A 26,792-nucleotide genomic window follows, 5' to 3' on the forward strand; every position below is an offset into this window, starting at 1 on the left:
GCTGCACGGTTGGGTCCCCCGGGTGGCCCCCTCCGGTCCGGCCCGTCAGCCCCACGGGGGCGGGGCGGGCGCGCCGCCCCCCCCCCCCCCGGGCCCCGCGGGGGGGGGGGCCCCCCCCCCCCCGCGAAACCGTCATCTCCCGGATCATCGACGCCCCACGGGAGCTGGTGTTCGAGGCGTTCACCGAGGTGCGGCACCTGTCGCACTGGTGGGGGCCGGAGGGGTTCACCACCACCACGCGGGCGTTCGAGTTCCGTGTCGGCGGGGAGTGGGACTTCGTGATGCACGGACCGGACGGGACGGACTACCAGGAGTGGATCTCCTGGACCGAGCTCGCCCCGCCGGAGCGGATCACGATGCTCCACGGTGAGACCCGCGACGACCCGAACGCCTTCGAGTCGGTCCTGACGTTCGAACCCGCCGGAGCGGCGACCCGGATCGAGATGCACACGGTGTTCCCCACCAAGGCGCAGCGCGACGAGGCGGTCGAGAAGTACCACGCGATCGAGGCCGGCCGACAGACCCTGAGCAACCTGGCCGCCCACGTCACCGAGATCGTTCGGAAGGGAGCTGCGGGCTGATGGCCGGGAAGGTGTTCTTCAGCGTGTCGATGTCGCTGGACGGCTACATCGCGCCCGAGTCCCTTGGGGACTTGATGGGGCAGCAGTGGATGGAACTGCAGCGGTGGGTCTTCCCGCTGCGGTTCTTCCGGGAGAACCTCAAGCTCGGCGCGGGCGGCGAGGAGGGGCGCGACAACGACATCGTGCGGGAGACGTTCGAGCGCACCGGCGCGAGCGTGATGGGCAAGCGCATGTTCGACGCCGGCGAGCAGATGTGGCCGGAGGAGGCGCCGTTCCACACTCCGGTCTTCGTCGTGACGCACGAGAAGCGTGACCCCTGGGAGCTGCCGGGCGGAACCACGTTCCACTTTGTCAACGACGGCATCGAGTCCGCGCTCGACCAGGCCCGCGAGGCCGCCGGCGATCGCGATGTCCGCATCGCGGGCGGTGGCGCGACGATCCTGGAGTACGTGAACGGCGGCCTGATCGACGAGTTCTCCATCGCGCTGTCACCCGTGCTGTTCGGCTCCGGAATCCGCCTGTTCGAGGGCGTGGACGCGGGCCGCGTGGCCCTGGAGCAGGTCCGGGCGGAGCACTCCCCGGGGGTGACGCATCTGACGTACGCCGTCCGGGACCGGTAGGTGTCCCGAACTCGGCGCGCTCCGGCCGAGGTCAGCCGAGGGAGGACGGCCCGGCTCGCCCTGGCGGCGACGAAGGATGCCGATACGTGCTGACCTATCGGGGCGGGGAGCCGGCCCTGTACGCCGACACGGGTGTCCGAAGTGCTGTCGCAGTGATCCCCGGCTACGAGGAACCTCCCAGCGCCGAGATGTTCAGCGTGTTTTGCCTGCCTCGCCGGGCGGCACCGCATCCTCTGCGCTCAGCTCTGGTTCAGGGGCAGCGCGACATCGGTGACCTGGTGGTTCCGGGGGAACGCTCCGATTCCTTCGGCCTGGCCGGTCAGCACCTTGACCTCGTAGAAGCGGTAGGCGCCATTGACGCTCAGTGCGGCGAAGCCCTTGTTGGTGCGGGCCCGGTGGGAGAAGTAGATGTCGAATCCGGCGTTCGGTCCCGCGTTGAGGCCGGGGTTCCCGGTGGGGGCGAGGGCGCCGTTGTTGGCGGGCGACTGGAGCGAGACCTGGTCGTTCGTCGTGTCGATGTCGAACAGAGCCGTCGTGGTGTCCGCGTCGAGGTCGTTGTTCGTGTACGCCGCGCCGGTCACGCCCTTGGCCGATGACGGGGCATCGTCGGGTTCGTCAGAGGGGTGCCGACGGTGGTGGTGAGCGGGGCGGCCGGGTCGCCGATGTTGTGGCGCAGGTTCTGGCCGCTGTCGCTGATGACACGCAGCCGGTTCGTCGCCGGGTTGAAGTCGACCCCGAAGAACCTGCCGGCCGGAGCCACGGTGAACTGGGAGACCTTGGCCGCCTTCGCGTTGCGGGTGTTCAGGGTATAGATGCCGCCCTTGTCGCCGACGCCGTACAGCTTGGCGTTCTGCACTCGGAAGTCGATACCCACCAGCCTGGTGTCCTTCTTGAGCCCGCTGACCTTACCCGGCTGCCACGGCTTGGACGGCTCGCCGGTACGGAACTCCACCAGCCGCTGACCGGAGGTCAGGCCGATCACCGCGAGCCCGTCGTCCGCTGCCCTCTGCTCCCACTTGTCTTCCGGGCCGGACCCGCCCTGTACGGCCTGTGTGGGCAGCGGACCGGCCGCCCACGCGCCTGCCGATGCCGGCACGACCATGGACACCGCTGCGGTCAGGGCCGCGACGAGAACTGCTGTGCGCATCTGTGTCTCCTACGAGGTGCGACTCCCGACCATCGGGCGCCGAGCGCGACGAGAACACGGGCACACCCGGGCCGCGCGTCGCACAGGACCATCAGCCCGCACCCGCACGAGAAGCCGGCTGGCACTCCTGCCCGGCGCGGACAGGCCCACCGCGCCGTCGACGAAGCTCGTACACCGGCCCGCGAGGTCTCGTCGGCGGTTGGGAGAACAACCGCTCGCGGGCCAGGGGAAGCGGCCGTAGATCTTCCATGACCGCCCCCGAAGGGCCCGTGCCGCACGAGCTGCCCAAGAAGTGAGGTGAGACGACGCGGAGCCTGGCCGAGCCGTACTGCCGACCGCCGACGAGCGCCCGTCGCAGGCCCCCCCATGGGAGTCATGGGCCTCCGCGGTGTTCACAACCCGGACGCCACTCCGGGGAGTGACGGGCTGTCCGGTCGGCGAAGCGGTACGGTCTCCGGTCCGGGCGGCGGCCGGAACACCGATAGGGTGAGATGCGTGAAGGAAGCGGAGACTGCGACACGGCAGCGGCATCCGAGTGCCGGTCGCTCGCCGAATGCGGCGTGCGTGGTGCCTGGACGAGCAACGGCGCGGGCCGATGACCTGCTGGTGCTGATCGCCCACGGGAGCACGAAAGCCCTGGCCGAGCTGTACGACCTCGTCGCGCCGCTGCTTCTCGCCCTCCTGCGATCCCGGTATTCCACCGTGGACCAGGCAAAGGACGCCCTGGTCGGCGTCTTCGCTCAGATCTGGCGTACGGCTCCCGCCTACAGCACGGGCCCCTACGCCCTGGACTGGATCATTGACCAGACGCAGGGAGATGCGCGTACCGGAACTCCCAGGCGGGCGGCGTGACCCGGGAACTCCGGTAAAGCGTGACACAACACGATCCCGGAAGACACGCGCGCCGAACTGTTCCCGCTGATGTCCGACCACGGCCGTGAGCGCGCCGCGCTCGAACTCGCCGCGCTCGACAGCCTTCCCTCGCAGTTGCTGCGCAAGAAGGAGGCGTCAGGATCAGACCGTAGACGTGCTGCGTACCCGGTCGAGCAGCCCGGCCGGATTCAGTCGATCCTTTTGATCACGTGGGCGGGCACTCCCGCGACCACGGTGCCGGCGGGCACATCACGGGTGACCACCGCACCGGCTGCGACCACCGCACCGACGCCGATGGTCACTCCCTGCGTGATCACGGCAGCCGCTCCGATCCAGACGTCGTCCTCGATGACGATCGGGGCGTAGGAGAGGTACTCGCGGCGCTCGTCCAGGGGAAGTGGATGGCCTCCGGTGATGAGGCTGACCTTCGGGGCGATCATGACGCCGTTCCCGATACGGATGCCTCCCCTGTCCATGAAGGTGCATCCCTGGTTGACGAAGACGTTCTCCCCGAACGTCGTGTTGAGTCCGTGCTCGGTAAAGAACGGCGGGTAGATCATCACTGATTCCGGCAGCGGGCCACCGAACACAACAGAAAGGAGTTCCGCGCGGCCTTCGCTGTCGGTGAACGGAAGCACGTTCAACCGAGACGTCGCATCCATCACCTCTACGATTCGCTCCACATGACGCGCGAAATCAGGCGTCTGGACATACATGACCTGCTCTGTGCGGGTAGACATGCTCTGATCCCATCACCGCGCAGAGCACGCAATCAAACAACCCTGCACCACTCCGGATACAACCCATGGTTGTGGAATCAGAGTGGATGTCGAAGCATCGCGGACCTGGAGAGGTATGGCGAGGTCATGTTCCTGGTACAGAGCTCCCGCGGCTCCCGCCGAACTCCTCGGCGGTCGCCCGCTGGATGTGGAACCCGTTCTAGTACTCCAGCTGTAGATCGCGATCTCCCTGCTTGAGTGGGTTGTCGCTGGTAGTGGCTGGTCTGTGATCGGGCCTGGTGGCGGCGTCCCCAATGGGACCAGACGAGCCAGTGGGCTGTGTCGTGCACGAGCCGGACGACGAGCGTGTTGAACAGGTGCTGGATTTCGTTGCAGGTGAGCGGTATCCGCTCGTCCGGGCCGGGATGGCGGACGTGTCGCCGGCGCGGACGACAGCGAGGAAAGCGTGGGCGAGCATCGTGAGGGTGACCCAGCGGTGCCAGGACGTCCAGCGTCTGACCTGGTGTTCCTCCAGTCCGGCCAGGCCCTTGCCGGACTGCCAGGTCTCCTCGACCGTCCATCTGCGTCCGGCGACCTGCCCCAGGGCGGACAGCGGCACCAGGGTGGCTGAGTAGCAGCGGTGGATGGCGAGTTCGTCGGTGCGCCGGTTGCGGCGAACCAGCAGGTGATGGCCGGGCTGGCCGTCGGTGATGTCGGCCAGGGCCCAGTCGTGGAAGCGGTTGCCTTTGGCTCCGGCGTCGGCGGAGGGTTTCTGCCAGGCCCGCCTCGGTAGCCTCTTGACCGGAGTGTCGGCGCGGAGCTTGCCCGCGCGGGTGGTGATCTGGTGGTCACGGGCGATGGCGAGGACGTAGCCAACCTGCCGTTTCTCCAGTGCGGTCCGCAGGTGCGGGTTGCCTCCGTAGACCTCGTCGCCAGCTACCCGGGACGCGGGGACGCGCCGATCATGCGGGCAGCAAGTGCGGGCTTGGTGGAGCTCGGCCGACGGTGTCGGGGATCCCGGCGGCCTGGCAGCGGTCCGTGTCCTCGGTCCAGGAATGGGGGGACGTACAGTTCGCGGTCGATTGCCGCGTGTCCGCGCCGGGTGGAATGGGCGAGGTAGACGGCGACCTGGCTGTTCTCGATGCGGCCGGCGGTCCCGGTGTACTGACGCTGCACGCCGACCGTGTTCGTGCCCTTCTTGAGGTCACCGGCCTCGTCGATGACCAGCACCGCCGCGGTGTCATGCAGGTGCTCGACGGTGAAGCCGCGGATGTCGTTGCGGACCGCATCGGCGTCCCGCTTGGCCAGCGACAGCAGGTGCTGCGGGCCGTGCGGGTTCGCGTCCCCGACGTGCTCGGCGAGTGTCCAGCAGTTCTTGCGCGGCAGCTCCGACAGCAGCCCGAGCACGAACGCCCGTGCCCGGCACCGTGGTTCCACCCGGGCAACGCAGCTCTGCTCGGGCCGCCGGGAGTGGGCAAGACACACATCGCCGTCGCCCTCGCGGCCTGCCGGGCCGGGAACTCGATCTACTTCACCAGCCTCGACGACATGGTCCGCAACCTCAAGACCGCCGAGGCCGCCGGGCGCCTGACCAGCAAGCTCGGCGGCTACCTCCGACCAGCTGTCCTCGTGGTCGACGAAGTGGGCTGCCAGCCCCTCGAACGCGCCGAGGCCAACCTGGTCTTCCAGGTGATCTCAAAGCGCTACGAAAAGGGCTCGATCACCCTGACCTCGAACAAAACCTTCAGCGAATGGGGACAGGGATTCGGTGATGAGGTCCTGGCCACCGCCATCTTCGATCGTCTCCTGCACCACTGCGACATGATCTCCGTCAACGGCCCCAGCTACCGGCCCAAGAACCGGCTCGCTGCGATCGAGCGCGACCAGGAAGGCGCAGCCTGACAACGACCTGGTCGACAATGACGGCATGGACGTCCCTGAGCTGCTCGAAAGAGCTTCCCTGCTGGTTCCGGAAGAGACCGCCACCGACAACGACATCACGTTGCGAGATATCTGGGACTACCTCGTCCACGACGAGTGGGAGATCGCCCTGGGCCTGCTGGAGGAGCTCGGGGACGGTCACTCGCTCCCTCTGGCGTTTTGGGAGAAGCTCGCCGACGCGGCTGAACAGCTCCGGCTGGAGCGGAGCGAGGCATGGTGCCATTGGCGATGCTCAGAGATCCGCAACGGCGTGATCCGGGCGGAACTGACGCTCCGTCCTGCCGCCGAGGCGCGACGCACGACGCCTATCTCCGGCGCCGGTGTTCTGCGACCCATGTGGGACACCGGACACCTCTCACCCACCGGTGGACGTGCGGTCAGCATCGCCTCGCTCTGGGTGGAGAACATGCCCGTTCTCGAGCCCGGCGGCCGAGCCACGGTTCGCCTCGTGCCCCTCACCCCCTCCCACTGGACGCACGTCCAGCCCGGCCAGCGGATCACCATGCACGAGGACAGAACAACGGCCGGCACCGCAGTCATCCTGGAGGTTCACAGCCCTGCCACCGTCATGCCCTCGCGATGACGTGACTGGCACACAGCCTCTCTGCTGGTGCACGTATCTCCGTACTTGTTGGAGCACTCACAGCAGTACGCCGACACGGGGTGGGCGTCGACCCTCTGCGGACCGTGCTGGCCGGGTTGCCGCTGCCCCGTTTCGAGGGCGGGCGCCTGGTGCTGGTGGTTGACGTGTCGCCGTGGCTGCGCTCGGACGCGCCGTGCTCGGCAGACCGGCTGTTCTGCCACGTCTTCAGCCGGCGAAGTCCGCTTCGCAACTCATCCTGGGCCGGCCGTACTCCTTCGTCGCGGTCCTCGAACCGGGAGCCACCTCGTGGACGTCTATCCTGGACGTGGTCCGGCTCGGACCCGAGGACGAGGCGACCGCAGTCACCGCCGCCCAGCCCCGCGCTACGACGTCACCCGCCTGGCCTGGGGCCTGCGGGATCTTCCTGTCGAGTCGGTCGGGCGGGTCCGCAGCGACCGGGTGATGCGGCTACCGAAGCCCTCAGGCAAGGAATACGCCCTGGTCTGTCCCCGTGGCGGGCGCCCGTCGAAGCACGGGAAGGAGTTCCGCTTCGACAAACCCGAGATCTGGCCCGAAGCGGCAAGCACCACCGTCACCGACACAGCCAACTACGGCAAGGCCGAAGCCCAGGCGTGGGACCGTGTCCACCCGAGGCTGACCCACCGCTCTGCCTGGCTGGAGCACGACGGTGAACTCCCCTTAGTCGAAGGCTTCTTGCTCCGGTAGAAGGTTGAGTACCTCTCCAAGGACCGGGAAGCACCGCCGGTCTGGCTGTGTTCCTCCAAGACCTGCGCCGCTCGTTGAGCACACCTTCAGGTTCACCAAGCAGACTTTCGGCTGGACCACTCGAAGGTCCGTGCTCCCGAGGCCGCGGACCGCTGGACACGGCTCGTGGTCATCGCCCACACCCAGCTCCGCCTGGCCCGTCCCATGGCCGCGGACCTCCGCCGTCCCTGGGAGAAGCCGGCCAGGCCCGAACGCCTCACCCCTGCCCGGGTCCGCCGGGGGTTCAGGGACATCCGTGTCCACCTGCCCTGCCCGGCCCGTGTTCCCCAACTCCGCGGATCCGGCCCCGGACGCCCAGGCCGTTCTTGGTAGATATGGAGCAAGCCAAGTCTGTTCCGTCGCCCAAACACCCTGCGCCTATGCATGGTCGGGAGAACAAGTGGGGCCCATGGTCGGCCGTGAAAGGCTGCGGCGGTCGGCCAATGTCTTGTCAGTGGTGCCTGGCACCATAGCCACCCATGAACGCTGAATCGGCCGACCGCCCCTGGCTCCGCGACTTCCACCGCGGCTTCCTGCTTGAGGGCTACACCCTGACGCTGGTTCGCGGGCTCAATCCCCGCGAGTACCTCGACCGCATCGGCGCTCAGCCGCAGGAAGACTGCGACGGCTTCGATGACTTCATCGCCCGGAACCGCGAATTCCAGGACGATCAGGTCGACTGGGGCGACCGCATGTTCGTCGGCGCGGCCCTGGTCCACGACGAAGGCGCCGATTGGGTCCTGGCCCTTGAGATCAACGGCGGCATCGAGATACAAACCGATGCGATGAAGCACGCCACTCGCGGCACCCGCGGCGTCTCGCACTTCCGCAGCCCGAACGCCATGTCCCTGTTCTCATGGTGGGAGGATGGTGAGCTGCGCACTCGCTTCGAAGGCCCCCTTCACCGAGAAGGCAGCACACCGGACCACCTCCTCGACCTCATGCGCCAGACGGGGTTCGACCTCGAAGGCGGCGGCTACGACCTGGAGAACTACGTCGCACTCGCAGAAGAGCTCACCGGCGTCCACCTGACCGCGAACATGCTCGAATACGGCACCTATTCCACGGGCACCGTCGAGATCCCCACCGAGCACTGAACCGGTGCCGTCATCGACGTCACTGATACGCACGCCCCCCGCACCTACACCCGCCTCCCCAACCCCGCGCACGATCAGCGTTAGATCGGCTGCAAGGCCACGCGGGCAGATAAGGAACAAGCTGAGTTCAAGCCTGAGGGTCTCCGCCGACTGATCGAGCTGCCGCTTTCGCTGCTCGTTCTTGATGGATTCCACGTGCTCAGCAACATCCACAAGGGCCCGTCCTGAGCAAGGTCCGTATCCGGCCACCGCGTCGGCCGGCCCCGCACCCGGGCCGACGCGGTGGCCGGCGACAAGGCGTACTCCTCTCGGGCCAACCGCGCCTACCTGCGCAGGCGCGGCATCAAAGCCGTCATCCCGGAGAAGAAGGACCAGGCCGCGAACGGCGAAAGACGCGGCAGCCGAGGCGGGCGGCTTCGTGGAGTTCGGCGAGGGAGGGCGTGCCGTTGATCGCTTCGAAGGCGCGCCCCTGACTGGTGAGGAGCTCGGCAGCCTCCCACGCCGGGACCTCGGGATAGGAACGGAGCAGGGCCAGGGATTCGCCGGCCCGTCCGGACTGTTGAAGGATCCTTGCGGTGGCGGCCGTCAGCCCGTACTCGTTCGCCGGTTGGATGCCCACCGACGCCGTCGAACTCGTCGATGCAGCGCGCAGGGTGACGGTTTCGTGGGCGGCGGCCCTGCCGAGGACGTAGGTCCATCTCTTCGCCGAGCAGTGCGCAGGCTGAGGTCCTGAGTGTCACCCGACCACTGGATCCAGAGGTCTGTCTGTCCTGGCAATGGATCGTGACACAGGGCACCAACTCCGCGCGCCCGTGACCGATGGCGGCTTCAGCGTTGGCTCTGGCCCGGCCGCTGTGATCCGGTTCACCTGCCGGGACGTCAGATACCCGGGATGCGCACGGATGCGCGCTCATCTGCTGGTGGCGACTGCGCGCTCCGGTGGGCCGACGCCGCCTACGATGCGGGCATGTCATCGTCTGGGATCGCTCCGGAAAGCCGTGGCGGAGGAACAGTGCCGGCCGGCCTGGCGCCTGCACGCGCGGATCGGATCATCAGAGCACTGTCGTGGTGGTGGGCGTCTGCGCCCCTCCTCCTGTTCACTCCGACGATCGTGCATGCGACGGGGTTGCCGGACATGAGACAAGAGGCCGGCTGGACGTTCGGCCTGATCGCCCTGTTCACCGTCGCGCTCGCACCGGCAGCGGGATTCGTGGTGGCCAAGGTCGGGCAGAGGCGAGCGGCACGTAGGCGATTCCTGATCATGGCCACGCTTTCCGGTGTGCTGATTCTCTTCCTCTTGTTCTTCGGAGTGCTGTTTTCCGAGTGCCCGGACGGATACCACTGTTGAAGACCTGGACAGCCGAGCCGAGCAGTCCAAGCCGGTCACCGGCCTGCACAGCCACGCCTTGGCCGTCTGATCCGCACGACAGTAGAACCTGGCTTCCGTTGCCCACCACCGGACCGGCCTTCTCCAACACGCTTCAGGTGTAGACCCCGCCCTCAAGTGCGTCGAAAAGTTCTATCCATTCGCTGTACTCATGGGCGAACGGCAACGGGTCCACGAGGCGGATCGCTTCGTGGATGGCGCCGATCTCCCGCTTCCGGCGCGCGTGTTCCACGTCCTCGTCACCCTCGCCGTCACCCCGCGCGCGGTTCTCGGCGTACCCGACGAACGCGCTGATGGTTTTGACCAAGGAGGATACGTCCGCGTGGAGGGGAATGGCCTCCATTGATGCGTCGGTGTACTGATAGACGATCCCTGTAGCCGGGTCGACGACCACGGCGTTGATAGGGAGGTTCCCGATCTTGATCAGCGCCTCAACTCCCTCGGGGAAAGTCCAACCCCGCGATTCCTGAGTCGCGCGGCCCCAGATGTAACCGTCGTCGAACTCTGCGGGGAGACCGAAGGAGAGCTCGTACTCCTCGGCGGACGAGATTCCGACATCGGTGAAGAAGTCACATGTCTCCGCAGTGAATCCGTAGCGCTCTGCGGTCCCGATCGGCATTCGATGAACGTTTTCCTCACCGACTGCGTCCGCCAGTGCGCTGCGGTCGATTTCGAACAGCACGTTCCTACCTCGCTCACCTTTCCTGGCGGCCTCCATCGCCGCTCCGTCCGACTCGGTCGTCATGATGCGTGGGCCGGCGAAGCCTGGTGGCCACCCACTCCCCCACGAGGTGGGGCACCGACCACGGGCGGCCCCGGTCGGTGAGGGAGAATGAGCTCATGAGAGACATCATCTTCACGCGCCGGAGCGGCTGGATCCCCAAGGTGATCCGTGTGGACGGCGAGCTGAAGCTGATGCTCGGTGCCGGGGCCGACGCCAACCACGACCCTCGTACGTTCACGTTCTCGATCACAAGAGCCCATCTTGCGGTGATCCAGGAGGACCTGGCCAGACACCTGCTGTTGTGGTGTGCGGTCCTTCCGCTCTGCGACGCCGCCGGAACCCGGGGCACGCTCGACGAGGACGCTGCCGTCGCGCTCCTGGACCCGGTCCTCCTCTCCGCGCCCGCGGACGTCGACGCGCTCTTTCAGAGCATCCAGTGGGACAGGGGGCGGCTCATCGCCCATGGGGCCGACATCGATCTGCTCGAACGCGGTCAGGTCTGCGCGGCGATGCGCTCGGCGACGGAGACGTCCGACGGAAAACGAGCTCAGAAGTACCACGCGGACCGCCGTCGCGCCGAACGCGGGACGGTTCTCGGTCCGCTCGACGCCGCGATTCTGATGTACACGGGCCAGTACCTGCACGGTGCGACGGTTCCGAAGCGGATACCCGGGGCCGTCGAACCCGCGCCGCTGCTGCCCGACGTCATGCGTGTGATCGCCACCGCGGAGCAGGCGTGCGCCGGGATGCGGATCGGCCGCGATCCGCGTCGGGGAAAGCGCGCCACGGACAAGCGCGACTGGGATCGGATGGCGGCTGCGGTCGACGCGGCCGTGCGCCGAGTGCACCCTGAGCTCGTCGATGACGCGGTGCGTACCGTGAGCTTCCTGATGTGCTCGGAGGCCGCGGACCGCTCCAGGAGTGGCCCCGTGGAGGATGACGAGGATGCTGTCGGCGACCGCGCCGCCTTCGGGGAGCGTGAGGGAAGGACGATCCTGTCGTTCACCGACGACAAGGGCCTTGAGAAGAAGTGGCTCCCGGACGATCCCCGCACTGCCACCGTGGGGTTCTGGGAATTCGTCGCCGACCGCTCTGCCGCGGACAACGAAGTGTTCACCATCGAGGACGAGGAGATGGGCGAAGGGATCCAGCTCCACTTCTACGCGGACTCCATCGCCCGGATCACGACGGTGAACGAGGGTGAAGGCGGGTCGGATCCTGAGTACCGGGTCGAGTACAGCCTGGTCGACGGGATCGGCGGGTACCGGAAACTCGTGAGCGCCTTCGTCCGTGGCGGCTGCGCCGCACTCGAACAGCACGGCTCCTGGATGTCGGATGTCGCCGAGTTCGAGCGAGCGCGCCGGCGACGCGGCACCGAGTAGCCGCCGGGCCCGACACTCTGTTCCATGCGGCTCCCAGGGACCTGTGGGCGGTGCGGGCGGTGTGCTCGACAAGTCCAGGGGCCGGATTTTGATGCGTTGCCGCGGAGTGTCCCGCCGCCGCATCAGGTGGGGCCGGACCGAACGCCTTCCGCCGGACCAGGCCTCTCCTCGGCCGACGAGAACCCGCAGACCATGTCATCGGCCGGTGCGGCCCCGGCAGGACTCCCCGCCGCGGCCAACCTCACCTGGTCAGCATGATGATCCGAGAGAAGCTGTCTGGCTGCCGGGAAGGCGTCGGAGCCTTCCCCGGATGCACGGGGTGGCCACCAAAGAGGCTAGTTTGCTCGGATGAGTCTTCTCAATGATGTGGCCGAGCGCGATGGCTGGCGATGCTGGGTGTGCGACGAACCGGTCGAACCCGACAAGTCGGTGAACGATCTGCAAGGACCCAGTGTCGACAGCCGGACCGCCGACCGGAAGGCCAAGGTCGCCGAGCGGCTCGCGCACCGCGGGTGCAACTCCCGCAAGGGTGCGGTCAAGGTATCCGTCGCCTGGCCGGACCGTCCGTACGTGGCCGAACCCGCCCCGCTGATCACTGTTGCCTCGCGGCTGGAGCGCAAGGGAGGCCGTGAGATGGTGGGCCGATGTCCGACCCGGCAGGACGCCCAGGAAGCGGCGGATTGGCTGGTGGACCGGTTCTCCCGACTGGTACCGGGACTACCGGTGACCGCCGGCATCGAGCAGGGCGGCGGCCAGTTCCTCCTCGTCCTTACCGCCGGCCGCCGCTGACCGGGAACCGCCTCATCGGGCTGGTCTCGGGGTGCATCGTCGACCCACGCCGACCAAAACGAGTGCCGCTCCCCGCGCATGCGGGGATGCGGGCCGCTCCGGCCTCTCGGGCCGATGACGTTCACCCTGTTCGCGATCCTCGACGCCGTGACCGCCTCCCGCTTCCACCATCAGCTGGTCCGTACGGCCGGAACACAGAAGCCGATGGGTGACGACGCCCGTTGATGGGTTCTTCCTGACTCCGTCCACGCACCTGGCCCTGTCTCTGTTCGATTTCGTGAGGGCGGAGGGGTGCGTCAGTCGCGGATTCCCGCCGCGTGCAGTCTGCTGCGCACGTTGTCCCAATCCGGGGCGATCGTCTCGGTTGGGATCATGCCGACGCTGCGGTTCTTGAAGCCACTGGACGTGGAGACGCAGACCACCGGGCCGTCGAGTTCGTCGAGGTTGTCGGCGGTACGCAGTCCTGCGAGTCCGGCGGCGCTGGAGAGTTCGGTCCACAGTCCGGCACGGGCGAGCTCCTGGTGGGCGGCCAGGAGTTGTGCGTCACTGAGTTCGAGAACCTGGCCGCCGCTGTTCTGGATGGTGACCACGCCGCGGTAGCCGCTGACCGGGGAGACGATGGAGTACGCCTCGGTCTGCCCCACCGTGACGTGCGCCGCGGGTACGCCGCGCCGCATGGCCTCGGCCAGCGGCGCGGCCGCGGTCGGCTGGCACGCGTACATCCGCGGCAGCCGATCGGTCAGGCCGAGGCGCCGCAGTTCGGTGAAGCCCTTCCAGATGCCGAAGAGGAGTTCGCCGTACGACGTGGGGACGAACACGGCTGCGGGGACGCCGAGGTCCTGGTGGATCTCGTAGGCGATGGTCTTGTATCCCTCGGGACCGAAGGCGTGGCCGGTGTGGGTGGTGGTGAGGCTGCTGACCGGGTGCAGGCCCGTCCGGTCGACGATCCGGCGCATCAACGGACCCCGCTCTTCCCAGGGCACGGGCAGGACCACCGGCTCGTAGGCATGCAGGAAGGAGTGGACGGCGGGCGGCAGCTCGGGTCCCGTGACAACCACGCAACGCAGGCCGGCACGGGCAGCGTAGGCGGCCGCGGACGCCCCGTGGTTGCCCGACGAGGCCACGACGATTCCCGGGGCTCCGGCGGCCACGGCAGCGCTGACGGTGCACCGGTTCATCCGGTCCTTGTGGCTCCAGGTGGGGTTGCGGGACTCATCCTTGACGAAGACTCCGGTCTCGACCTCGATCAGCGGCGTTCCGCCCTCACCCAGCCCGGGTGCGGCGAGCGGCGGCAACAGCTGCGCCCAACGGTCCAGCCCGTCACCCCGCAACGTGGCGGGGGCGGTGGCGAACATGTCGAGGTCGACCCGGTCGTAGGCGTAATCGACTTCGACGGGATAAGAGATGTTGTCGGTGCTCGTGCGCGGACATCCGCTGGTCATCGGTGGCCACAACGGGTAGCTGATCGTCGGATCGCCCAGCGAGCGCTGAACGGTTGCCCATGTCCGCTCTGTCGTCACCACCTGATCCTATCGATCGGAGCGGACCTCCGCCGGGGGCGGGTGCGGCCGATCTCTTGCGCGGCCGAACTCCGGCGTGCGGACCACCACAAGCCGCGCACGCCAACGCGGTCATGGTGGCGGGCCCGACCACCTCGTCTTCCGCCCAGGGCTGCCGCAGAGCCGTCGAACGCCCCTCAGGAGCCCCGCCGCAATGGGGGGTGGCGGTACGTTTCGTCACGTGCCCATAACCAGCGCAAGTAATAGGCAACTGAACCGGCTCTGGGGCGCCTTGTGCGCCTTCGCGGGGCTCTTCCTCCTCGTATGGGGTCTGTCGTGGGTCAAGGCGAACGTGCTCGACAAGGACCTGCGGAATCGCTGCGGAGAACTGCGCACGGCAAGTTTCCCCTTCGAGAAGTCCTGCACCCACGAGGACGGCACCGTTGAGAACGCGAACAGCTTGATCTTCGACGGGATCTCCTTCGGCTCACTGGCCGCAGCTCTGGTCTGCTTGACAGCTGTGTTCACGATCGAGGCGAGCCGGAGAAAATAGCACCGCAACGCGCGTCTGAGATCCAGCCACTTCCGCTGGGACGCTGTTCCGACTTCAGGTTCCCGCGCTCGTTCAGCTGAATACAGCGTTCCTGCGCTCGCGAACCGGGAGTGCGACTGCGGCTGATCGCCGGCCGGCAGGCGATCAGCCAGACGAGCAGCGCGCACGCCGCGAATCCGGATCCGAGGAGGCTGGAGCCCGTCCAGCCGTAGGTCGTGAAGATCGCGGTGGTCGCCGCCGCGCCGAGGGCGGAGCCGAGCGAATAGAAGACCATATAGCCGCCGATGACGCTGCTCAAGCGATCCGGGTACGCAGCGGTGAGCACATGCTGGTTGCTCACGTGTACGGCCTGGACAGCGAAGTCAAGGGCGATGATGCCGATGATCAGGAGCCACAGGGACCACGGGAGCTGGGCGATCGCCGCCCAGGAGAGGATCAGGAGGGAGAGCGCGAGGCCGCTGACCGGGGTCGCTCGCCCGCCGTCCGCCCACCGTCCGGCGCGCGCCGCGCCGAGTGCGCCGGCCAGGCCCGCGATGCCGAACAGTCCGATGCTGGTCTCGCTCAGCTGCCAGGGTCCCCCCGCCAGCGACGTGGACAGCCCGCTCCACAGGGTTCCGAACGATGCGAACAGGAAGAACGCGATGAGGCCGCGCGTCAGGAAGGTGCGCTGCCCCAGCAGCCCGCCGAACGAGCCGACCGCCTCGCGGTACTTCGCAGGCGACGTCACACGGGGCTCCGAGGGGAGTGCGAGCAGCACCAGGGCTGCGAGGCCGAGGGAGAGCACCGCGAGCACGACGTAGACGCTGCGCCAGCCCCCTATGTCGGCGAGCGCGCCGGTGGCGATCCGTGCGCCCAGAATGCCGACCACGACGCCCGAGGTCACCACCCCGATGTTCCGCCCACGTTCGGCGGGCGGAGAGGCCGACGCCACGTAGGCCACCGCGATCTGCACCACGACCGCGAACAACCCGGCCGTCGCGAGCCCTGCGAGCGCCGACCACACGGACGGGGACCACGCCGTGAGCATCATGCCCACCGAGGTGACCGTCAGGTGTACGGCGATGAGGCGGCGCCTGTCGACCACATCACCCAGCGGCACCAGCAGCAGCAGGCCTGCCAGATAGCCGAACTGACCGGTGGCCACGAACCATCCGGTGAGTTCCGCCGGCACGCCGAGGTCGCGCCCCATCGGCTCCAGAACCGGCTGCGCGGCGTAGACGCCCGCCACAGCGACACCGCACACCACCGCCAGCAGCACTCGATGCCATGTGTTCATCGCAGCCCCATTCAATCAGTAGCATATTGCAACCGTTTTGACGGTACGGCATGATGGTTTCAATCTGCAACTCATTGGGAGGTGTCATGTCAGGCGCACCCCAGCGCACCCCGGACCCGCACTGGTCGGATCCCAGCTGCCCCGTCGCCCGCACCCTCGACCTCGTCGGCGACAGATGGAGCCTTCTCGTCATTCGCGACGCGATGGACGGCGCGGCCTCGTTCACCGAGTTCCAGCGGCGGACAGGCATCGCGCGCAACATCCTCACCGACCGCCTCCGCAAGCTCCTCGCCCACGGGCTCCTCGCCCAGCGCACCGCCTCATCGGGTCGTCGCCAGGAGTACGTCCTGACCGACGCCGGCCACGCCCTGTTCCCCGTCGTCCTCACGCTGCGCCAATGGGGCGAGCGGCACGCTTTCGCACCGGGCGAGGCCCACTCCGTCCTGGTCGACCGACACGGCAACCCCGTGCCGGACCTCACGCCGGTCAGCGCGGACGGCACCCACCTGAACGCCGACATCACCCACGTACAGAAGACCCCATAGACGCGGGACGAACTCGCACACGGTCAGCAGTGACGGGCCTGGGGCTCCCCTCCCCCTGCGGCCCGCACCCTCGTCCGGCCCCGGGCGGACGGCCGGCGTTCCCGCGCACCGCCTGCACCGCCTGCACCGCCCGACCGTCCCCCGTGCACACACGCGTGCGGACCGATCAGCGAGTGCCTCTCCGCACAGGATTGCCGTTGCCATGCCCCTTACGAGGAGGGGAGTGGCACGCTCCAATGGACGCGACTCAATGGAAAGAAGACTTTCCTCATAGAACCGACCTCCCGGCTGAGCTGTGTCCGTACGTCCCTCCACGGCCCCCTGTGCGTTCGGCGACCGACTGCCGAGGGAGAACGCCACGACCGCCCCTCCTGCTGACCCGCGCCCGCCCAGGGCAGGTGCGGGTCAGTCCCGGAGCGGCAACAGCCGGGGGACGGCTCGGACGTAGAGGACCATGCCGATGACCTCGACCAGGGTCTGGGTGACCACGACCACGGCGGCGACGGCCAGCGCGTCCGGCAGCGCCAGAGCGAGGGGCAGGACGACCAGGGAGTTGCGGGTCGCGCCCGTGAACACGATCGCCCGACCGGCGGGAACGTCCAGGCGGAACAGGCGGGCGACGCCGAGCCCGGCGAACGCCATCACGACGAGGAAGAGCACGTAGAACGGTACGACACGGCCCACATCGCCCAGACTGCCGACGTCGCCGAGCTTCGGTACCTGGGAGGCGACCACGGTGAGCAGGACGGCGGCCATCAGCGGCACCATGGCCGCGCCCATCGCCTCGACGGCCTTCTGACCGGCCGGGCGACGTGCGGCCCCCGCCTGGGTGAGCCAGGCCAGTGCGAGCGGGACGGCGATCAGCACGACGAACGCCTCGACGAACGGTCCGGCCTCCACCACGTCGGCCAGGCCCGGGCCCATGAACAGGAACAGATAGACCGGCAGGAGCACCATCTGGGCGAGGAGCAGCAACGGGGTGGCGGCGAGCAGGCGTTCGCCGCTGCCGCCGGCGAGACCGCTGAAGACGATCACGTAGTCGATGCACGGGGCCAGGAGGACCAGCAGCACGCCGAGGCGGACCGCCCGGTCGTCCGGGAGGAAGCCGAACATCGCGGCCACCACCAGCGGCACCACGACGAAGTTCACCACCAGCGTCGCGGCAAGGAAGCGGCCCGTCCGCACCGAGCGGAACAGCTCGGCGGCGGGCACCTGCAGAAACGTCACGTACAGCAGGGCGGCGAGCAGCGGGTTGATCGCGTGCTCCAGGCCCGGTCCCGCACCGGGCACCGCCCCGCCCAACAGGCCCCCGGCGGCCAGGGCGCCCACGTAGACGGCGACCTGATGGCGTTCCATGGCTGCGACCGGGCCGGATGGCGACGACAACGTACGTACTCCTTGTGCGGGGAGAAAGAGGAAACGGAGAGGTGGCCCGGTAGATCCTCCACCCGATGAGTTCTCCCGTCGGACGCAGTCTGTACCTATGTCCATGCACCGGATTCGCCCAGGAGAACATCATGACCGCCACCTACACCTTCGACGTATTCTCCAGCCTCGACGGTTTCGGCTCCTGCAACGGTGACGGTGACTGGGGCGGCTACTGGGGCAAGCAGGGCCCCGAGCTGCTCGAACGCCGGCTGTCCCTCTACGGCGAGGATCAGCGGATGGTCTTCGGGGCCAACACGTATCGGGAGTTCGTGCGGCTTCTGGGGCCGAGCACCAAGGAGTCCGGCGTGGGTGACGCGTGGGTCACGCGGATGAGGAACCTGCCGGCGACGGTGGTGTCGACCACGCTCGAAGGGCCCCTCGACTGGCCGGACGCGACCGTCGCGAACGGTGACGCCGTCGACGTCGTCGCCCGTCTCAAGGAGGAGTCCGACGTGCCGTTGCGCTCGCACGGCAGCCTGTCGATGAACCGGGCGCTGATGGCCGCGGGCCTGGTCGACCGCGTCCAAGTGACGCTCTTCCCTGTCATCACCGGTCGGACCGGCTCGGAACCGGTCCTCCGCGGTGCGGCCGACTTCGACCTCGAACTGATCGAGAGCCGGACGCTCGATGGCCGCACCCAGGAGCTCACCTACCGGCCCACCCCGCACTGACCCTGCACCGGCCTCCGCAGATCCACGCGGTCTCGCGCCGAGGCTCTCGCCCTGGGCATCGCTGCCTGCCGAGCATGGCAGTAAATTCTGAATGATGGTTCACTTCATTCATGGCCTACCGCAGGACCCCAGCCGAAACCCGTCGGCTCGATGCCGTCCGGGAGCATCTCGTCGCCCGCGCCACCGAGGTCGTGGCGGAGGTCGGCTGGGCGCAGGCGTCCGTGAACGCTGTCGCCGACGCGGCCGGGATCGCCGCCGGCTCCGTCTACCAGCACTTCTCGTCCAAGTCGGCGCTGGCCGTGGAGGTGTTCCGACGCGCCGCGCGGCGCGAGGTTGACGTCCTGGGCGAGGTACTGGAGGGCGACGGCGACCCTGCCGAGCGGTTGCGCCGGGGGGTGGAGGTGTTCGCCCACCGCGCCCTGGAGAACCACGGTCTGGCGTACGCCCTGCTCGCGGCGCCCGCCGAGCCGGCGGTCGGCGCGGAACGTCTCGCCTTCCGGCGCCGCTACCGGGCGCTGTTCGCCGCGGTGATCGACGAGGGCGTCACCGCGGGCCTGCTGCCGGACCAGGACGCGGAGATCACGGCCGCGGCGCTGACCGGCGCCGTCGGCGAGGTCCTCGTGTACCCGCTGAGCACCTCGGCCGCGTACGACACGGACCGGCTCGTCACCCGCCTCGCCGCCGTGGCCCTGCGCTGCGCGGGCGCGGCTCCCTGACCCTGCCGCGGCGGCCGGGCCCGGGCCGCGTCCCTTTCTTCCCGCACCTCATGTGCCGCACCCCGCCGCCCCGACTCCCGGAGGAGCACCCATGTCCGCGCCCAGCGCACCGCGCAGCAACCCGACCGCCGTGACGCACCAGGTGACCAACCAGCCGCCGCCGCTCACCGGGCACGACGCAGCCGACGACGCGGTGCTGGTCGAAGGGATACGCCGCGAGGGCGCCGCATGGCACCTGGACGAGCTGCACCGCTTCGGCCGCTACGTCGGCAGCGAGGAGGCGCAGCACTGGGCCGACCAGGCCAACCGCCACGAACCGGAGCTGCGTACCCACGACCGCTTCGGCCACCGTGTCGACGAGGTCGAGTTCCACCCCGCCTACCACAGCCTGATGGACGCCTCGGTGCGTGCGGGTCTGGCGGGCGCCGCCTGGGCCGACGATCGCCCCGGGGCCCATGTCGCCCGGGCCGGCGGTTTCATGCTGGCCACGATGCTGGAGCAGGGCCATCTGTGCCCGGTCTCGATGACGTACGCCGTCGTCCCGGCACTGCGCCGCTCCCCCGACCTCGCCACGACCTACGAACCACTCCTGACCAGCCGGGTGTACGAGCCCGGGCTGAGCACCCCCGCCGCCAAGCGCGGCCTGCTCGCCGGCATGGGGATGACGGAGAAGCAGGGCGGCACCGATGTGCGCGCCAACACCACGGCCGCCGCCGAGCGGGCGGACGGCACCTGGCGGCTGCGCGGGCACAAGTGGTTCACCAGCGCGCCGATGAACGACCTCTTCCTGGTGCTCGCCCAGTCGCCCGGCGGTCTGTCGTGCTTCCTGGTGCCTCGCGTGCTGCCGGACGGGAGCCGGAACACGTTCCGCATCCAGCGGCTCAAGGACAAGCTCGGCAACCGCTCCAACGCTTCCAGCGAGCCCGAGTTCGACGACACCGTGGCCTGGCTCGTCGGTGACGAGGGCAAGGGCGTGCGCACCATCATCGACATGGTGACGATGACCCGGCTCGACTGTGTGCTCGGCTCCGCCGCCGGCACCCGTGCCGCACTCGCGCAGGCGGCCCACCACGCCCGCCACCGCTCGGTGTTCGGCGTCCGGCTGATCGACCAGCCTCTGATGCGCAATGTCCTGGCGGACCTGTCCCTGGAGTCCGAGGCCGCCACGACCCTGGCCCTGCGCCTGGCGGGAGCCGCCGACCGGGCCCACCGCGGCGACCAGGGTGAGCGCGCCTTCCTCCGGCTGGCCACCGCCATCGGCAAGTACTGGGTGTGCAAGCGGCAGCCCGCCGCCGTCGCCGAGGCCCTGGAGTGCCTCGGCGGCAACGGGTACGACGAGGCGTCCGGGATGCCGCGGCTGTACCGCGAGGCACCGCTCAACGGCATCTGGGAGGGCTCCGGCAATGTCAACGCCCTCGACATGCTGCGGGCGTTGACGCGGGAGCCCGCGTCGCTGGAGGCCCTTCACGCCGAGATCGAGGCGGCGGCCGGGGCGGACGCGCGCCTCGACGCGGCCTGGCGGGAGCTGCGGGACGAGTTGGCGCGCCCGGAGGACGCGCAGCTCCGGGCCCGCCGGGTCGTCGAACGGGCCGCTCTCGTGCTCCAGGGCTCACTCCTGGTGCGCCACGCACCGGCGGCGGTGGCCGACGCGTTCTGCGCGTCCCGCCTCGCCGGGGACCAGGGGCTCGCCTTCGGCACGCTCCCCTCGGACACGGACTTCGCGGCACTGCTGGGGCGGCTGCCGGTCTGACGAGGACCGGGCGGGGCTGCGCGAGGCGGGGAGGCACGACGGAAACCTCGCCCCGCCCGCCCGCCGGGTGGGCCGTGTCGTCGGCCCGCTGTTTTTCCGTCAGGGTGCATCGTGTGCGTGGCGGAGGTAGGCGTCCAGCTCGGCGGCCCCGGCCAGCATCGCCCTCCCCCGGGCGGCCAGCCGGGCATGCCAGTCACCCAGGGCGGCGGCCAGCGGCTCCAGACCGCCGGCCGCCCGGACCTGGGCGATCAACGGTGCGATCTGCTCAAGGCGGTAGCCGCCCCGCCTGAGCTGGTGGGCCAGTCCGGCATCCCGTACGTCGGCATCGGCGTACACCCGGTAGCCGGTTCTCGGGTCGCGGCGCGGGGTCACGAGACCGGCGCGCTCCCACTTCCGCAGCGTGGCGGGGCCGATCCCCAGCTTCCCCGCCAGCGGCCCCACGAACATCCCGCCGGGGCTCGACGCATCGCCGGGTGCGGGTGCGTCGCCGGGTGCGGGCGCGTCGCCGGGTGCGGGCGCGGCGTCGGGTGCGGGCGCGGCGTCGGGTGCGGGCGCGGCGTCGGGTCCCAGATCGCGAAGGGCTCTCTCGACTGCTTCCAGCGTCCGCCGGTCCTCCAGGAGCTGGGCGTGACTCTCGTCGACGATACGGAACGCCTCCTCCGGATCGTCGCGGTTCACCGCCCGCATGATCGACGCCGCGGTCCCGTGCCCATGACCGGGTACCAACGCGAGGAACGCCGCGAGGGCGAGCGCGTGCAGCGGCGCGTAGGTGCGGTAGCCGTGCGGTGTACGCCCGGCGGCCGGGAGGATCCCCGCCGTCTCGTAGTTCCTGATCGCCTGGGTCGACAATCCGTGGCGGCGGGCCAGATCGATCGGCCGGAGTCGTCCTGTCGTTTGAGGGTTCTGCCTCATAGCCCCAAGGTATCGCGTGAAAGTTTCAACCGTTGGTTCAGCGATACGGTTGAAGCCATGGCCAACGACATCAAGGACATCGCCCACGCCGTCGACGCGGCTTCCGTCATGGGGCTGTTCGCCTCCCCGCCCCGCGTGCTGACCCTGGGCGAGCCCACCCACGGGGTGGACGCCCCTCTCCTGCTTCGCAACCTGCTCTTCCGGCAGCTCGTCGAACAGACGGGCTACCGCACCATCGCCGTCGAGAGCGGCTGTGTGGCGGGACTGCTCGTGGACGACTACGTGACGACCGGCGCGGGCACGCTCGACGAGGTGATGGAGCGGGGGTTCGGCCACGGCCTCGGCGAGTCGGCGGCCAATCGTGAACTGGTCTGCTGGATGCGCGCGTTCAACGACGGCCGGCCCGCGTCCGACCAGGTCCGCTTCGCCGGCTTCGACGGCCCACTGGAGATGGCGTACGCCGCGAGCCCGCGCGAGGCCCTCACCTCGCTCCACCGCGTTCTCGCCGACCACGTGGACACGGGCCTGCTCCCCTGCACCGCCGAGACGCTCGACCGCCTGCTGGGCGCCGACGACCGGTGGACCGACCCCGCGGCCATGCTGGATCCGTCCGCGTCCTTCGGCCGGTCGGCCGAGGCCGGGCAACTGCGCCTGCTCGCCGATGATCTGGGGGCTCTGCTCGACGCGTGGACGCCCCACCTGATCGCGGTGACCTCACGGGAGGCGTTCGACCGGGCCCTCCTGTACGCACGGGCCGCCTCGGGGCTGCTGCGGTACCACTTCTGGATGGCGGACACATCACCGAGCCGCCTGTCACGGCTGACGGGCCTGCGCGACCAGATGATGGCCGCCAACCTCCTCGCGCTCGCCGAGCGGGGGCCGGTTCTGGCGCACGCCCACAACAGCCATCTCCAGCGGGACATGAGCTCGATGCGGATGGGCGGCCGACGGCTGGAGTGGTGGAGCGCGGGCGCCGTCGTCAACGCCCGCCTGGGCCAGGCGTACGGCTTCCTGGCCACCGCCTTCGGCACGATGAGGCACCAGGGGGTCGACGTGCCGCCGCCGGACACCCTCGAAGGAGCCCTGTACGCGCTCCCGGAGGAGTCCTGCCTGATGGACGCCTCCGAGCTGGCCGACGCCCTGGGCGCCACGGGCTCCGTCCGGCGCGCATCCCCGTACTTCGGTTACGCACCGCTCGACCCGGCGCACCTGGATCGGATCGACGGAGTCGTGTTCATGAAGGACGTCCCGGAGGACTGACGACGCTCCCTACGCCCGCCGGGGGTGCTCCCCTCGCGTGCCCCGCTCATCCGGATGGGTGAATCGCCGTCGCGCAAGGAATAGTTGGGCCGGGCTGTTGTTGAGCACACCATGACTTCTGAGATTTTCGGGACGGGCAGGACATTCGGGCGTGTGGGGATCTGGAGCGGCGCCCTGCACGCCTCGCGGGTGGACGACGCGGGCGGGAAAGCGATCACGGAGGCGCTCGCCGAGCTCGAAGGACTGGGGTACGGCAGCGTATGGATCGGGGGCAGTCCGACGCCCGAGGACGCCGCCGCCGTCGTGGCGGCCACCCGGTCGATCACGGTTGCCACCGGCATCCTGAGCATCTGGAACCACACGGCCGAGGAGGCGGCGGCCGCGGTGGCGGCGATCGATCCCGGCTCGCGCCGCCGCTTCGTCCTCGGTCTGGGCGTCAGCCACGGACCGATGGTGCCGCAGTACGCGAAGCCGTACAGCGCGATGGTCTCCTACCTCGACGCACTCGACGCCGCCGAACCGTCCGTGGGCTCCGGCCATCGGGTCCTGGCGGCCCTCGGGCCGAAGATGCTGAAGCTCGCGGCCGACCGGTCGCTGGGGGCGCACCCCTATCTCGTCACCACCGAGCACACCGCGGAGGCCCGCGAGGCGCTCGGCCCCGACGCGCTGCTCGCCCCGGAGCTGACCGTGGTGCTGGACACCGACCTCGACCGGGCCCGCACCACCGCGCGGACGATGCTGGGGATGTATCTGCGGCTGCCCAACTACACCGACAACCTGCTGCGCCTGGGGTTCACGGAAGGCGACTTCGACGGCGGCGGCAGTGTCCGTCTTCTCGACGCCCTCTTCGCGCTGGGCGACGCCGAGCAGGTGAGGCGTCGGACCCGGGAGTACCTCGACGCCGGCGCGGACCATGTCGCGTTGCAGGTACTCACCGCCGACGAGGGCGGCGGCGGCCTGCCGCGCGCCGCATGGCGCGAACTGGCCGAGGTCTTCGGCGACGAGCTCTGACGGGCACGGCCCCGGCCCGTCAACATGTCGCACCTCTCATCCCGTTCGGGTGACGTGCGGCGTGTCGGGAGGGTCCCGGGGCTGCTCTGGGCAGCCTCCGTGCGACCGATCGTGGAGGGGGAGTCGTGGGAGTGGCACGTGAGTACGGGCACACCATCAGTGAGGGTCCGACACCGGCCGATGTGGCAGGAGCTCCCGCCCTGCCATATCCGAGCGGTTGGGCCGCCCTGGCCTTCTCGCACGAGCTGCGGCCGGGCACCGTGCTCACCCGGCCGCTCGCGGGGCGCGACGTCGTTCTGTACCGCACCGGCACGGGAACGCTCCGCGCCGTCCGCCCGTACTGCCCGCACCTGGGAGCCCATCTCGGTCTGGCGAAGGTCGAGGGGGAGGATCTCACGTGCCCCTTCCACTTCTTCTCGTTCGGCCCCGACGGCACCTGTGTCCGCACGGGGTACGGCACGCCTCCGCCGCGGTCCCCGCTGACGCAGCTGCCCGTCCAGGAGGCGAACGGGGCCGTCTTCGTCTGGCGGCACCACGACGGCCGGGATCCGGACTGGTTCGTTCCGCAGTGGCACGAGATCGGGCACAGGCCCGCGCGTACGGCCACGTGGGAACTGGCCGGCAACGTCCAGGAGGTCATCGAGAACTCGGTCGACCTGGGGCACTTCGCCACCCTGCACGGCTGGGCGAAGGCCGAGATCGACGGTCCCGTGACCTACGACGACGCGAAGTTCCACGTCGCCATGCGGGCCCACGAGTCGGCACCGCTCCTGGGCGACTTCACCGTCGACGTGAAGGTGGACGGCTATGGACTCGGCTGCCTGCACGCCGACATCCACACGCCCCGCTTCGGGCTGCGGATGTGCACGATGGTGATGCCGACGGCCATCGGGCCGAATCGGATGCAGTTCCGGCAGCTGAACCGCATCGCCTTCGACGAGCCTGGGCGGCTGCCGCCCGGGCTCGCCCGAATCGTCAGCCGTACCGCGGCCCGGCTCCTGGACCGCCCCGTCTTCCGGTCCAGTTGTGAATTCACCGCCGCCGATTTCCCGATCTGGCACCACAAGCAGTATCAGCAGCCGCCCCGGCTGGCTTCCGGTGACGGACCGATCGGCCCGTTCCGGCGCTGGGCCACGCGGTTCTATCCGGAGACGCCCGGCAGGGGCGCGGTGACCCGTCCCCACCGCAGCGAGGGAGAGGGCAGCGCCGTTCTCCGCTGACGCGACCCGAGCGACCCGAGCGACCCGATTGGCCTGAGCGACCCGATTGGCCTGAGCGACCCTATCGGCCCGATTGGCCTGAGCTGTTCGGCTTCTGCCCGCGCCCCTTCCTTCCCGCCTTCCTTCCCGCGCCCTCGCTCCGGTGTTCCCGCGCCCCCTTGCCCCGGCCTTCGCGTGCCCCGTCCGGGCACCGCGGACGCCGGGGCTCCGCACTTCGGGCGCCATCCGGGCGGCGATCACGGGAAAGCGGGCGGCTCCGACGACCGCACCGGCGGCCGTCGTCGACGTGACCAGCACGGTCGCTCCAGGGAACACGGGCACGATCGGGCTGAGGGGATCTGGTGAAGCGGCTGGTAGTCGCCCCGGGACTGCTTGTACAAACGACACACGAGCCCGAACGGACAAGCGGGCTCCGCCCGCAACGGGCCCAGCAGCGACCAGGGAAGTGCGCCGTGGACACCGAGGAACGCCGTCGGGGAATTCTGGACACGGCCCGACGGGAGGGGTCGGTCGGGGTGAACGCCCTCGCGGACCTGTTCAAGGTCGCCAAGGAGACCGTCCGCCGCGATCTGCACGTGCTGGAGGAGCACGGACTCGTCCGCCGTACCCACGGCGGTGCCTACCCGGTGGAGTCGGCCGGCTTCGAGACCACGCTCGCCGTCCGCACCACGCGCAACGTTCCGCAGAAGTCGCGGATCGCGACCGCCGCCGCCGATCTCCTCGGCGACGCCGAGACGGTCTTCGTCGACGAGGGCTTCACCCCGCAGCTCGTCGCCGAGGCGCTTCCCCAGGACCGGCCGCTGACCGTGGTCACCGCTTCCCTGGCCGTCGCCACCTCCCTCGCCGGGGCCGAGAGGACCTCGGTTCTCCTGCTGGGCGGCAGGGTGCGCGGCTCGACGATGGCGACCGTCGACCACTGGGCCTCCCGGATGCTCGCGGACTTCGTCATCGACCTCGCGTATCTCGGGGCCAACGGCATCTCCCGCGAGTACGGCCTCACCACCCCGGATCCCGCCGTCGCCGAGGTGAAGGCGCAGGCCCTGCGCAGCTCCCGGCGCAGGATCTTCGCCGGGATCCACAGCAAGTTCGGGGCGGTGAGCTTCTGCCGGTTCGCCGGGGTCGGTGATTTTGAGGCGATCGTCACCGACGCGGGGCTCTCCTCGGCCGAGGCCCAGCGCTACTCCCTGCTGGGGCCCCAGGTCATCCGCGTCTGACCGGCCCAGCCCGACCAGACCCGCCCGACCCGCCCGACCAGACCCATCGACCGCACCGACCGACCGGCATCGTCCGAGCGCCCAACCGCACGGCTCCCGCACCCGCACCCGCGTCACCGCGCCGCCCTC

The 26,792-nt window shown here is 69.5% G+C and carries 25 protein-coding genes and 4 pseudogenes; 20 read left to right on the top strand and 9 right to left on the bottom strand.

Annotated features, from left to right (window positions below; genetic code table 11):
* Window positions 1-134: 134 nt before the first annotated feature.
* Together ACIRJT_RS04750 and ACIRJT_RS04755 are read left to right on the top strand one after the other, a co-directional pair.
* The gene (locus ACIRJT_RS04750) at window positions 135-581 is read left to right on the top strand and encodes an SRPBCC family protein (protein ID WP_403905437.1); all 447 of its coding nucleotides are present in this window, start codon (window positions 135-137) and stop codon (window positions 579-581) included.
* Complete coding sequence (locus tag ACIRJT_RS04755) at window positions 581-1,201, top strand: dihydrofolate reductase family protein (protein ID WP_403904547.1); 621 nt, start codon at window positions 581-583, stop codon at window positions 1,199-1,201. Before ACIRJT_RS04750 ends, ACIRJT_RS04755 begins: the two co-directional genes overlap by 1 nt.
* A 239-nt stretch (window positions 1,202-1,440) precedes the next feature.
* Here the strand turns inward: ACIRJT_RS04755 and ACIRJT_RS04760 are convergent.
* Window positions 1,441-2,348, bottom strand: a pseudogene (locus tag ACIRJT_RS04760) (DUF4394 domain-containing protein).
* Between the two features lie 567 nt (window positions 2,349-2,915).
* On the opposite strand from ACIRJT_RS04760, the gene ACIRJT_RS04765 reads away from it, so the two are divergent.
* The gene (locus ACIRJT_RS04765; protein WP_403904550.1) at window positions 2,916-3,200 is read left to right on the top strand and encodes a hypothetical protein; all 285 of its coding nucleotides are present in this window, start codon (window positions 2,916-2,918) and stop codon (window positions 3,198-3,200) included.
* A gap of 209 nt (window positions 3,201-3,409) precedes the next feature.
* Here ACIRJT_RS04765 and ACIRJT_RS04770 read toward each other — a convergent pair whose 3' ends face one another.
* From ACIRJT_RS04770 to ACIRJT_RS04780, 3 genes are all read right to left on the bottom strand, one after another.
* Window positions 3,410-3,937 (bottom strand): DapH/DapD/GlmU-related protein, encoded by a 528-nt coding sequence (locus ACIRJT_RS04770; protein WP_403905439.1) that lies wholly within the window; start codon window positions 3,935-3,937, stop codon window positions 3,410-3,412.
* A 223-nt stretch (window positions 3,938-4,160) separates the two neighbouring features.
* A complete protein-coding gene (locus ACIRJT_RS04775) occupies window positions 4,161-4,844 on the bottom strand; it encodes a hypothetical protein (RefSeq protein WP_403905441.1) in 684 nt (227 codons plus the stop codon).
* Window positions 4,845-4,876: 32 nt separating this feature from the next.
* Window positions 4,877-5,377: a transposase gene (locus ACIRJT_RS04780; protein WP_403904553.1), complete on the bottom strand. Its 501-nt coding sequence runs from the start codon at window positions 5,375-5,377 to the stop codon at window positions 4,877-4,879.
* Window positions 5,378-5,383: 6 nt separating this feature from the next.
* Here ACIRJT_RS04780 and ACIRJT_RS04785 point away from each other — a divergent pair.
* From ACIRJT_RS04785 to ACIRJT_RS04810, 6 genes and pseudogenes are all read left to right on the top strand, one after another.
* Window positions 5,384-5,842: pseudogene (locus ACIRJT_RS04785) on the top strand (ATP-binding protein); the annotation flags it as partial.
* 25 nt (window positions 5,843-5,867) lie between these two features.
* On the top strand, window positions 5,868-6,464 hold the full coding sequence (locus ACIRJT_RS04790; protein WP_403904555.1) for a hypothetical protein: 597 nt from the start codon (window positions 5,868-5,870) through the stop codon (window positions 6,462-6,464).
* 86 nt (window positions 6,465-6,550) lie between these two features.
* Window positions 6,551-7,547: pseudogene (locus ACIRJT_RS04795) on the top strand (transposase); the annotation flags it as partial.
* 161 nt (window positions 7,548-7,708) lie between these two features.
* A complete protein-coding gene (locus tag ACIRJT_RS04800; RefSeq protein ID WP_403904558.1) occupies window positions 7,709-8,326 on the top strand; it encodes a DUF6461 domain-containing protein in 618 nt (205 codons plus the stop codon).
* A 218-nt stretch (window positions 8,327-8,544) separates the two neighbouring features.
* Window positions 8,545-8,740 (top strand): annotated as a pseudogene (locus tag ACIRJT_RS04805) (IS5/IS1182 family transposase); the annotation flags it as partial.
* Window positions 8,741-9,218: 478 nt separating this feature from the next.
* Window positions 9,219-9,674, top strand: coding sequence for a hypothetical protein (locus tag ACIRJT_RS04810; protein WP_403904561.1), 456 nt, complete (start codon window positions 9,219-9,221; stop codon window positions 9,672-9,674).
* A 133-nt stretch (window positions 9,675-9,807) separates the two neighbouring features.
* Here the strand turns inward: ACIRJT_RS04810 and ACIRJT_RS04815 are convergent, their stop codons facing one another.
* The gene (locus ACIRJT_RS04815; protein ID WP_403904564.1) at window positions 9,808-10,458 is read right to left on the bottom strand and encodes an SUKH-4 family immunity protein; all 651 of its coding nucleotides are present in this window, start codon (window positions 10,456-10,458) and stop codon (window positions 9,808-9,810) included.
* 95 nt (window positions 10,459-10,553) lie between these two features.
* Here ACIRJT_RS04815 and ACIRJT_RS04820 point away from each other — a divergent pair, with 95 nt between their 5' ends.
* Window positions 10,554-11,819: a DUF6357 family protein gene (locus ACIRJT_RS04820; RefSeq protein ID WP_403905444.1), complete on the top strand. Its 1,266-nt coding sequence runs from the start codon at window positions 10,554-10,556 to the stop codon at window positions 11,817-11,819.
* Between the two features lie 348 nt (window positions 11,820-12,167).
* A complete protein-coding gene (locus ACIRJT_RS04825) occupies window positions 12,168-12,608 on the top strand; it encodes a hypothetical protein (RefSeq protein WP_403904566.1) in 441 nt (146 codons plus the stop codon).
* 296 nt (window positions 12,609-12,904) lie between these two features.
* Here ACIRJT_RS04825 and ACIRJT_RS04830 read toward each other — a convergent pair whose 3' ends face one another.
* Window positions 12,905-14,050 carry a pyridoxal-phosphate dependent enzyme gene (locus ACIRJT_RS04830; protein WP_403905447.1) on the bottom strand — a complete coding sequence of 382 codons (1,146 nt, stop codon included), beginning with the start codon at window positions 14,048-14,050 and terminating at the stop codon, window positions 12,905-12,907.
* 298 nt (window positions 14,051-14,348) lie between these two features.
* Between ACIRJT_RS04830 and ACIRJT_RS04835 the strand changes: the two genes are divergently transcribed.
* Window positions 14,349-14,660, top strand: a complete 312-nt coding sequence (locus tag ACIRJT_RS04835) for a hypothetical protein (protein WP_403904568.1) — start codon at window positions 14,349-14,351, stop codon at window positions 14,658-14,660.
* Here the strand turns inward: ACIRJT_RS04835 and ACIRJT_RS04840 are convergent.
* Window positions 14,632-15,936 carry an MFS transporter gene (locus ACIRJT_RS04840; RefSeq protein WP_403904571.1) on the bottom strand — a complete coding sequence of 435 codons (1,305 nt, stop codon included), beginning with the start codon at window positions 15,934-15,936 and terminating at the stop codon, window positions 14,632-14,634. The two genes, ACIRJT_RS04835 and ACIRJT_RS04840, sit on opposite strands and share 29 nt — an antisense overlap.
* 86 nt (window positions 15,937-16,022) lie before the next feature.
* On the opposite strand from ACIRJT_RS04840, the gene ACIRJT_RS04845 reads away from it, so the two are divergent.
* Complete coding sequence (locus ACIRJT_RS04845; protein WP_403904574.1) at window positions 16,023-16,481, top strand: winged helix-turn-helix transcriptional regulator; 459 nt, start codon at window positions 16,023-16,025, stop codon at window positions 16,479-16,481.
* A 405-nt stretch (window positions 16,482-16,886) separates the two neighbouring features.
* Here ACIRJT_RS04845 and ACIRJT_RS04850 read toward each other — a convergent pair whose 3' ends face one another.
* The gene (locus ACIRJT_RS04850) at window positions 16,887-17,837 is read right to left on the bottom strand and encodes a bile acid:sodium symporter (RefSeq protein ID WP_403904576.1); all 951 of its coding nucleotides are present in this window, start codon (window positions 17,835-17,837) and stop codon (window positions 16,887-16,889) included.
* Between the two features lie 161 nt (window positions 17,838-17,998).
* Here ACIRJT_RS04850 and ACIRJT_RS04855 point away from each other — a divergent pair, with 161 nt between their 5' ends.
* The 3 genes from ACIRJT_RS04855 (at window position 17,999) to ACIRJT_RS04865 (ending at window position 21,046) form a co-directional block, all read left to right on the top strand.
* Window positions 17,999-18,580 carry a dihydrofolate reductase family protein gene (locus ACIRJT_RS04855; protein WP_403904579.1) on the top strand — a complete coding sequence of 194 codons (582 nt, stop codon included), beginning with the start codon at window positions 17,999-18,001 and terminating at the stop codon, window positions 18,578-18,580.
* Window positions 18,581-18,690: 110 nt separating this feature from the next.
* Window positions 18,691-19,296 (top strand): TetR/AcrR family transcriptional regulator, encoded by a 606-nt coding sequence (locus tag ACIRJT_RS04860; protein WP_403904582.1) that lies wholly within the window; start codon window positions 18,691-18,693, stop codon window positions 19,294-19,296.
* A gap of 91 nt (window positions 19,297-19,387) precedes the next feature.
* Window positions 19,388-21,046 carry an acyl-CoA dehydrogenase family protein gene (locus ACIRJT_RS04865; protein WP_403904584.1) on the top strand — a complete coding sequence of 553 codons (1,659 nt, stop codon included), beginning with the start codon at window positions 19,388-19,390 and terminating at the stop codon, window positions 21,044-21,046.
* 99 nt (window positions 21,047-21,145) lie between these two features.
* Here ACIRJT_RS04865 and ACIRJT_RS04870 read toward each other — a convergent pair whose 3' ends face one another.
* Complete coding sequence (locus ACIRJT_RS04870; RefSeq protein ID WP_403904587.1) at window positions 21,146-21,958, bottom strand: TioE family transcriptional regulator; 813 nt, start codon at window positions 21,956-21,958, stop codon at window positions 21,146-21,148.
* Between the two features lie 57 nt (window positions 21,959-22,015).
* Between ACIRJT_RS04870 and ACIRJT_RS04875 the strand changes: the two genes are divergently transcribed.
* The 4 genes from ACIRJT_RS04875 (at window position 22,016) to ACIRJT_RS04890 (ending at window position 26,663) form a co-directional block, all read left to right on the top strand.
* Complete coding sequence (locus ACIRJT_RS04875) at window positions 22,016-23,218, top strand: erythromycin esterase family protein (protein WP_403904589.1); 1,203 nt, start codon at window positions 22,016-22,018, stop codon at window positions 23,216-23,218.
* A 111-nt stretch (window positions 23,219-23,329) separates the two neighbouring features.
* Window positions 23,330-24,229 carry an LLM class F420-dependent oxidoreductase gene (locus tag ACIRJT_RS04880; protein WP_403904592.1) on the top strand — a complete coding sequence of 300 codons (900 nt, stop codon included), beginning with the start codon at window positions 23,330-23,332 and terminating at the stop codon, window positions 24,227-24,229.
* A gap of 125 nt (window positions 24,230-24,354) precedes the next feature.
* A complete protein-coding gene (locus tag ACIRJT_RS04885) occupies window positions 24,355-25,449 on the top strand; it encodes a Rieske 2Fe-2S domain-containing protein (protein ID WP_403904595.1) in 1,095 nt (364 codons plus the stop codon).
* 452 nt (window positions 25,450-25,901) lie between these two features.
* Window positions 25,902-26,663: a DeoR/GlpR family DNA-binding transcription regulator gene (locus tag ACIRJT_RS04890; protein WP_403904598.1), complete on the top strand. Its 762-nt coding sequence runs from the start codon at window positions 25,902-25,904 to the stop codon at window positions 26,661-26,663.
* The last annotated feature ends 129 nt before the right edge of the window (window positions 26,664-26,792 follow it).

The sequence above is a fragment of the Streptomyces sp. NPDC102283 genome (assembly GCF_044766265.1).
Lineage (GTDB): Bacteria > Actinomycetota > Actinomycetes > Streptomycetales > Streptomycetaceae > Streptomyces.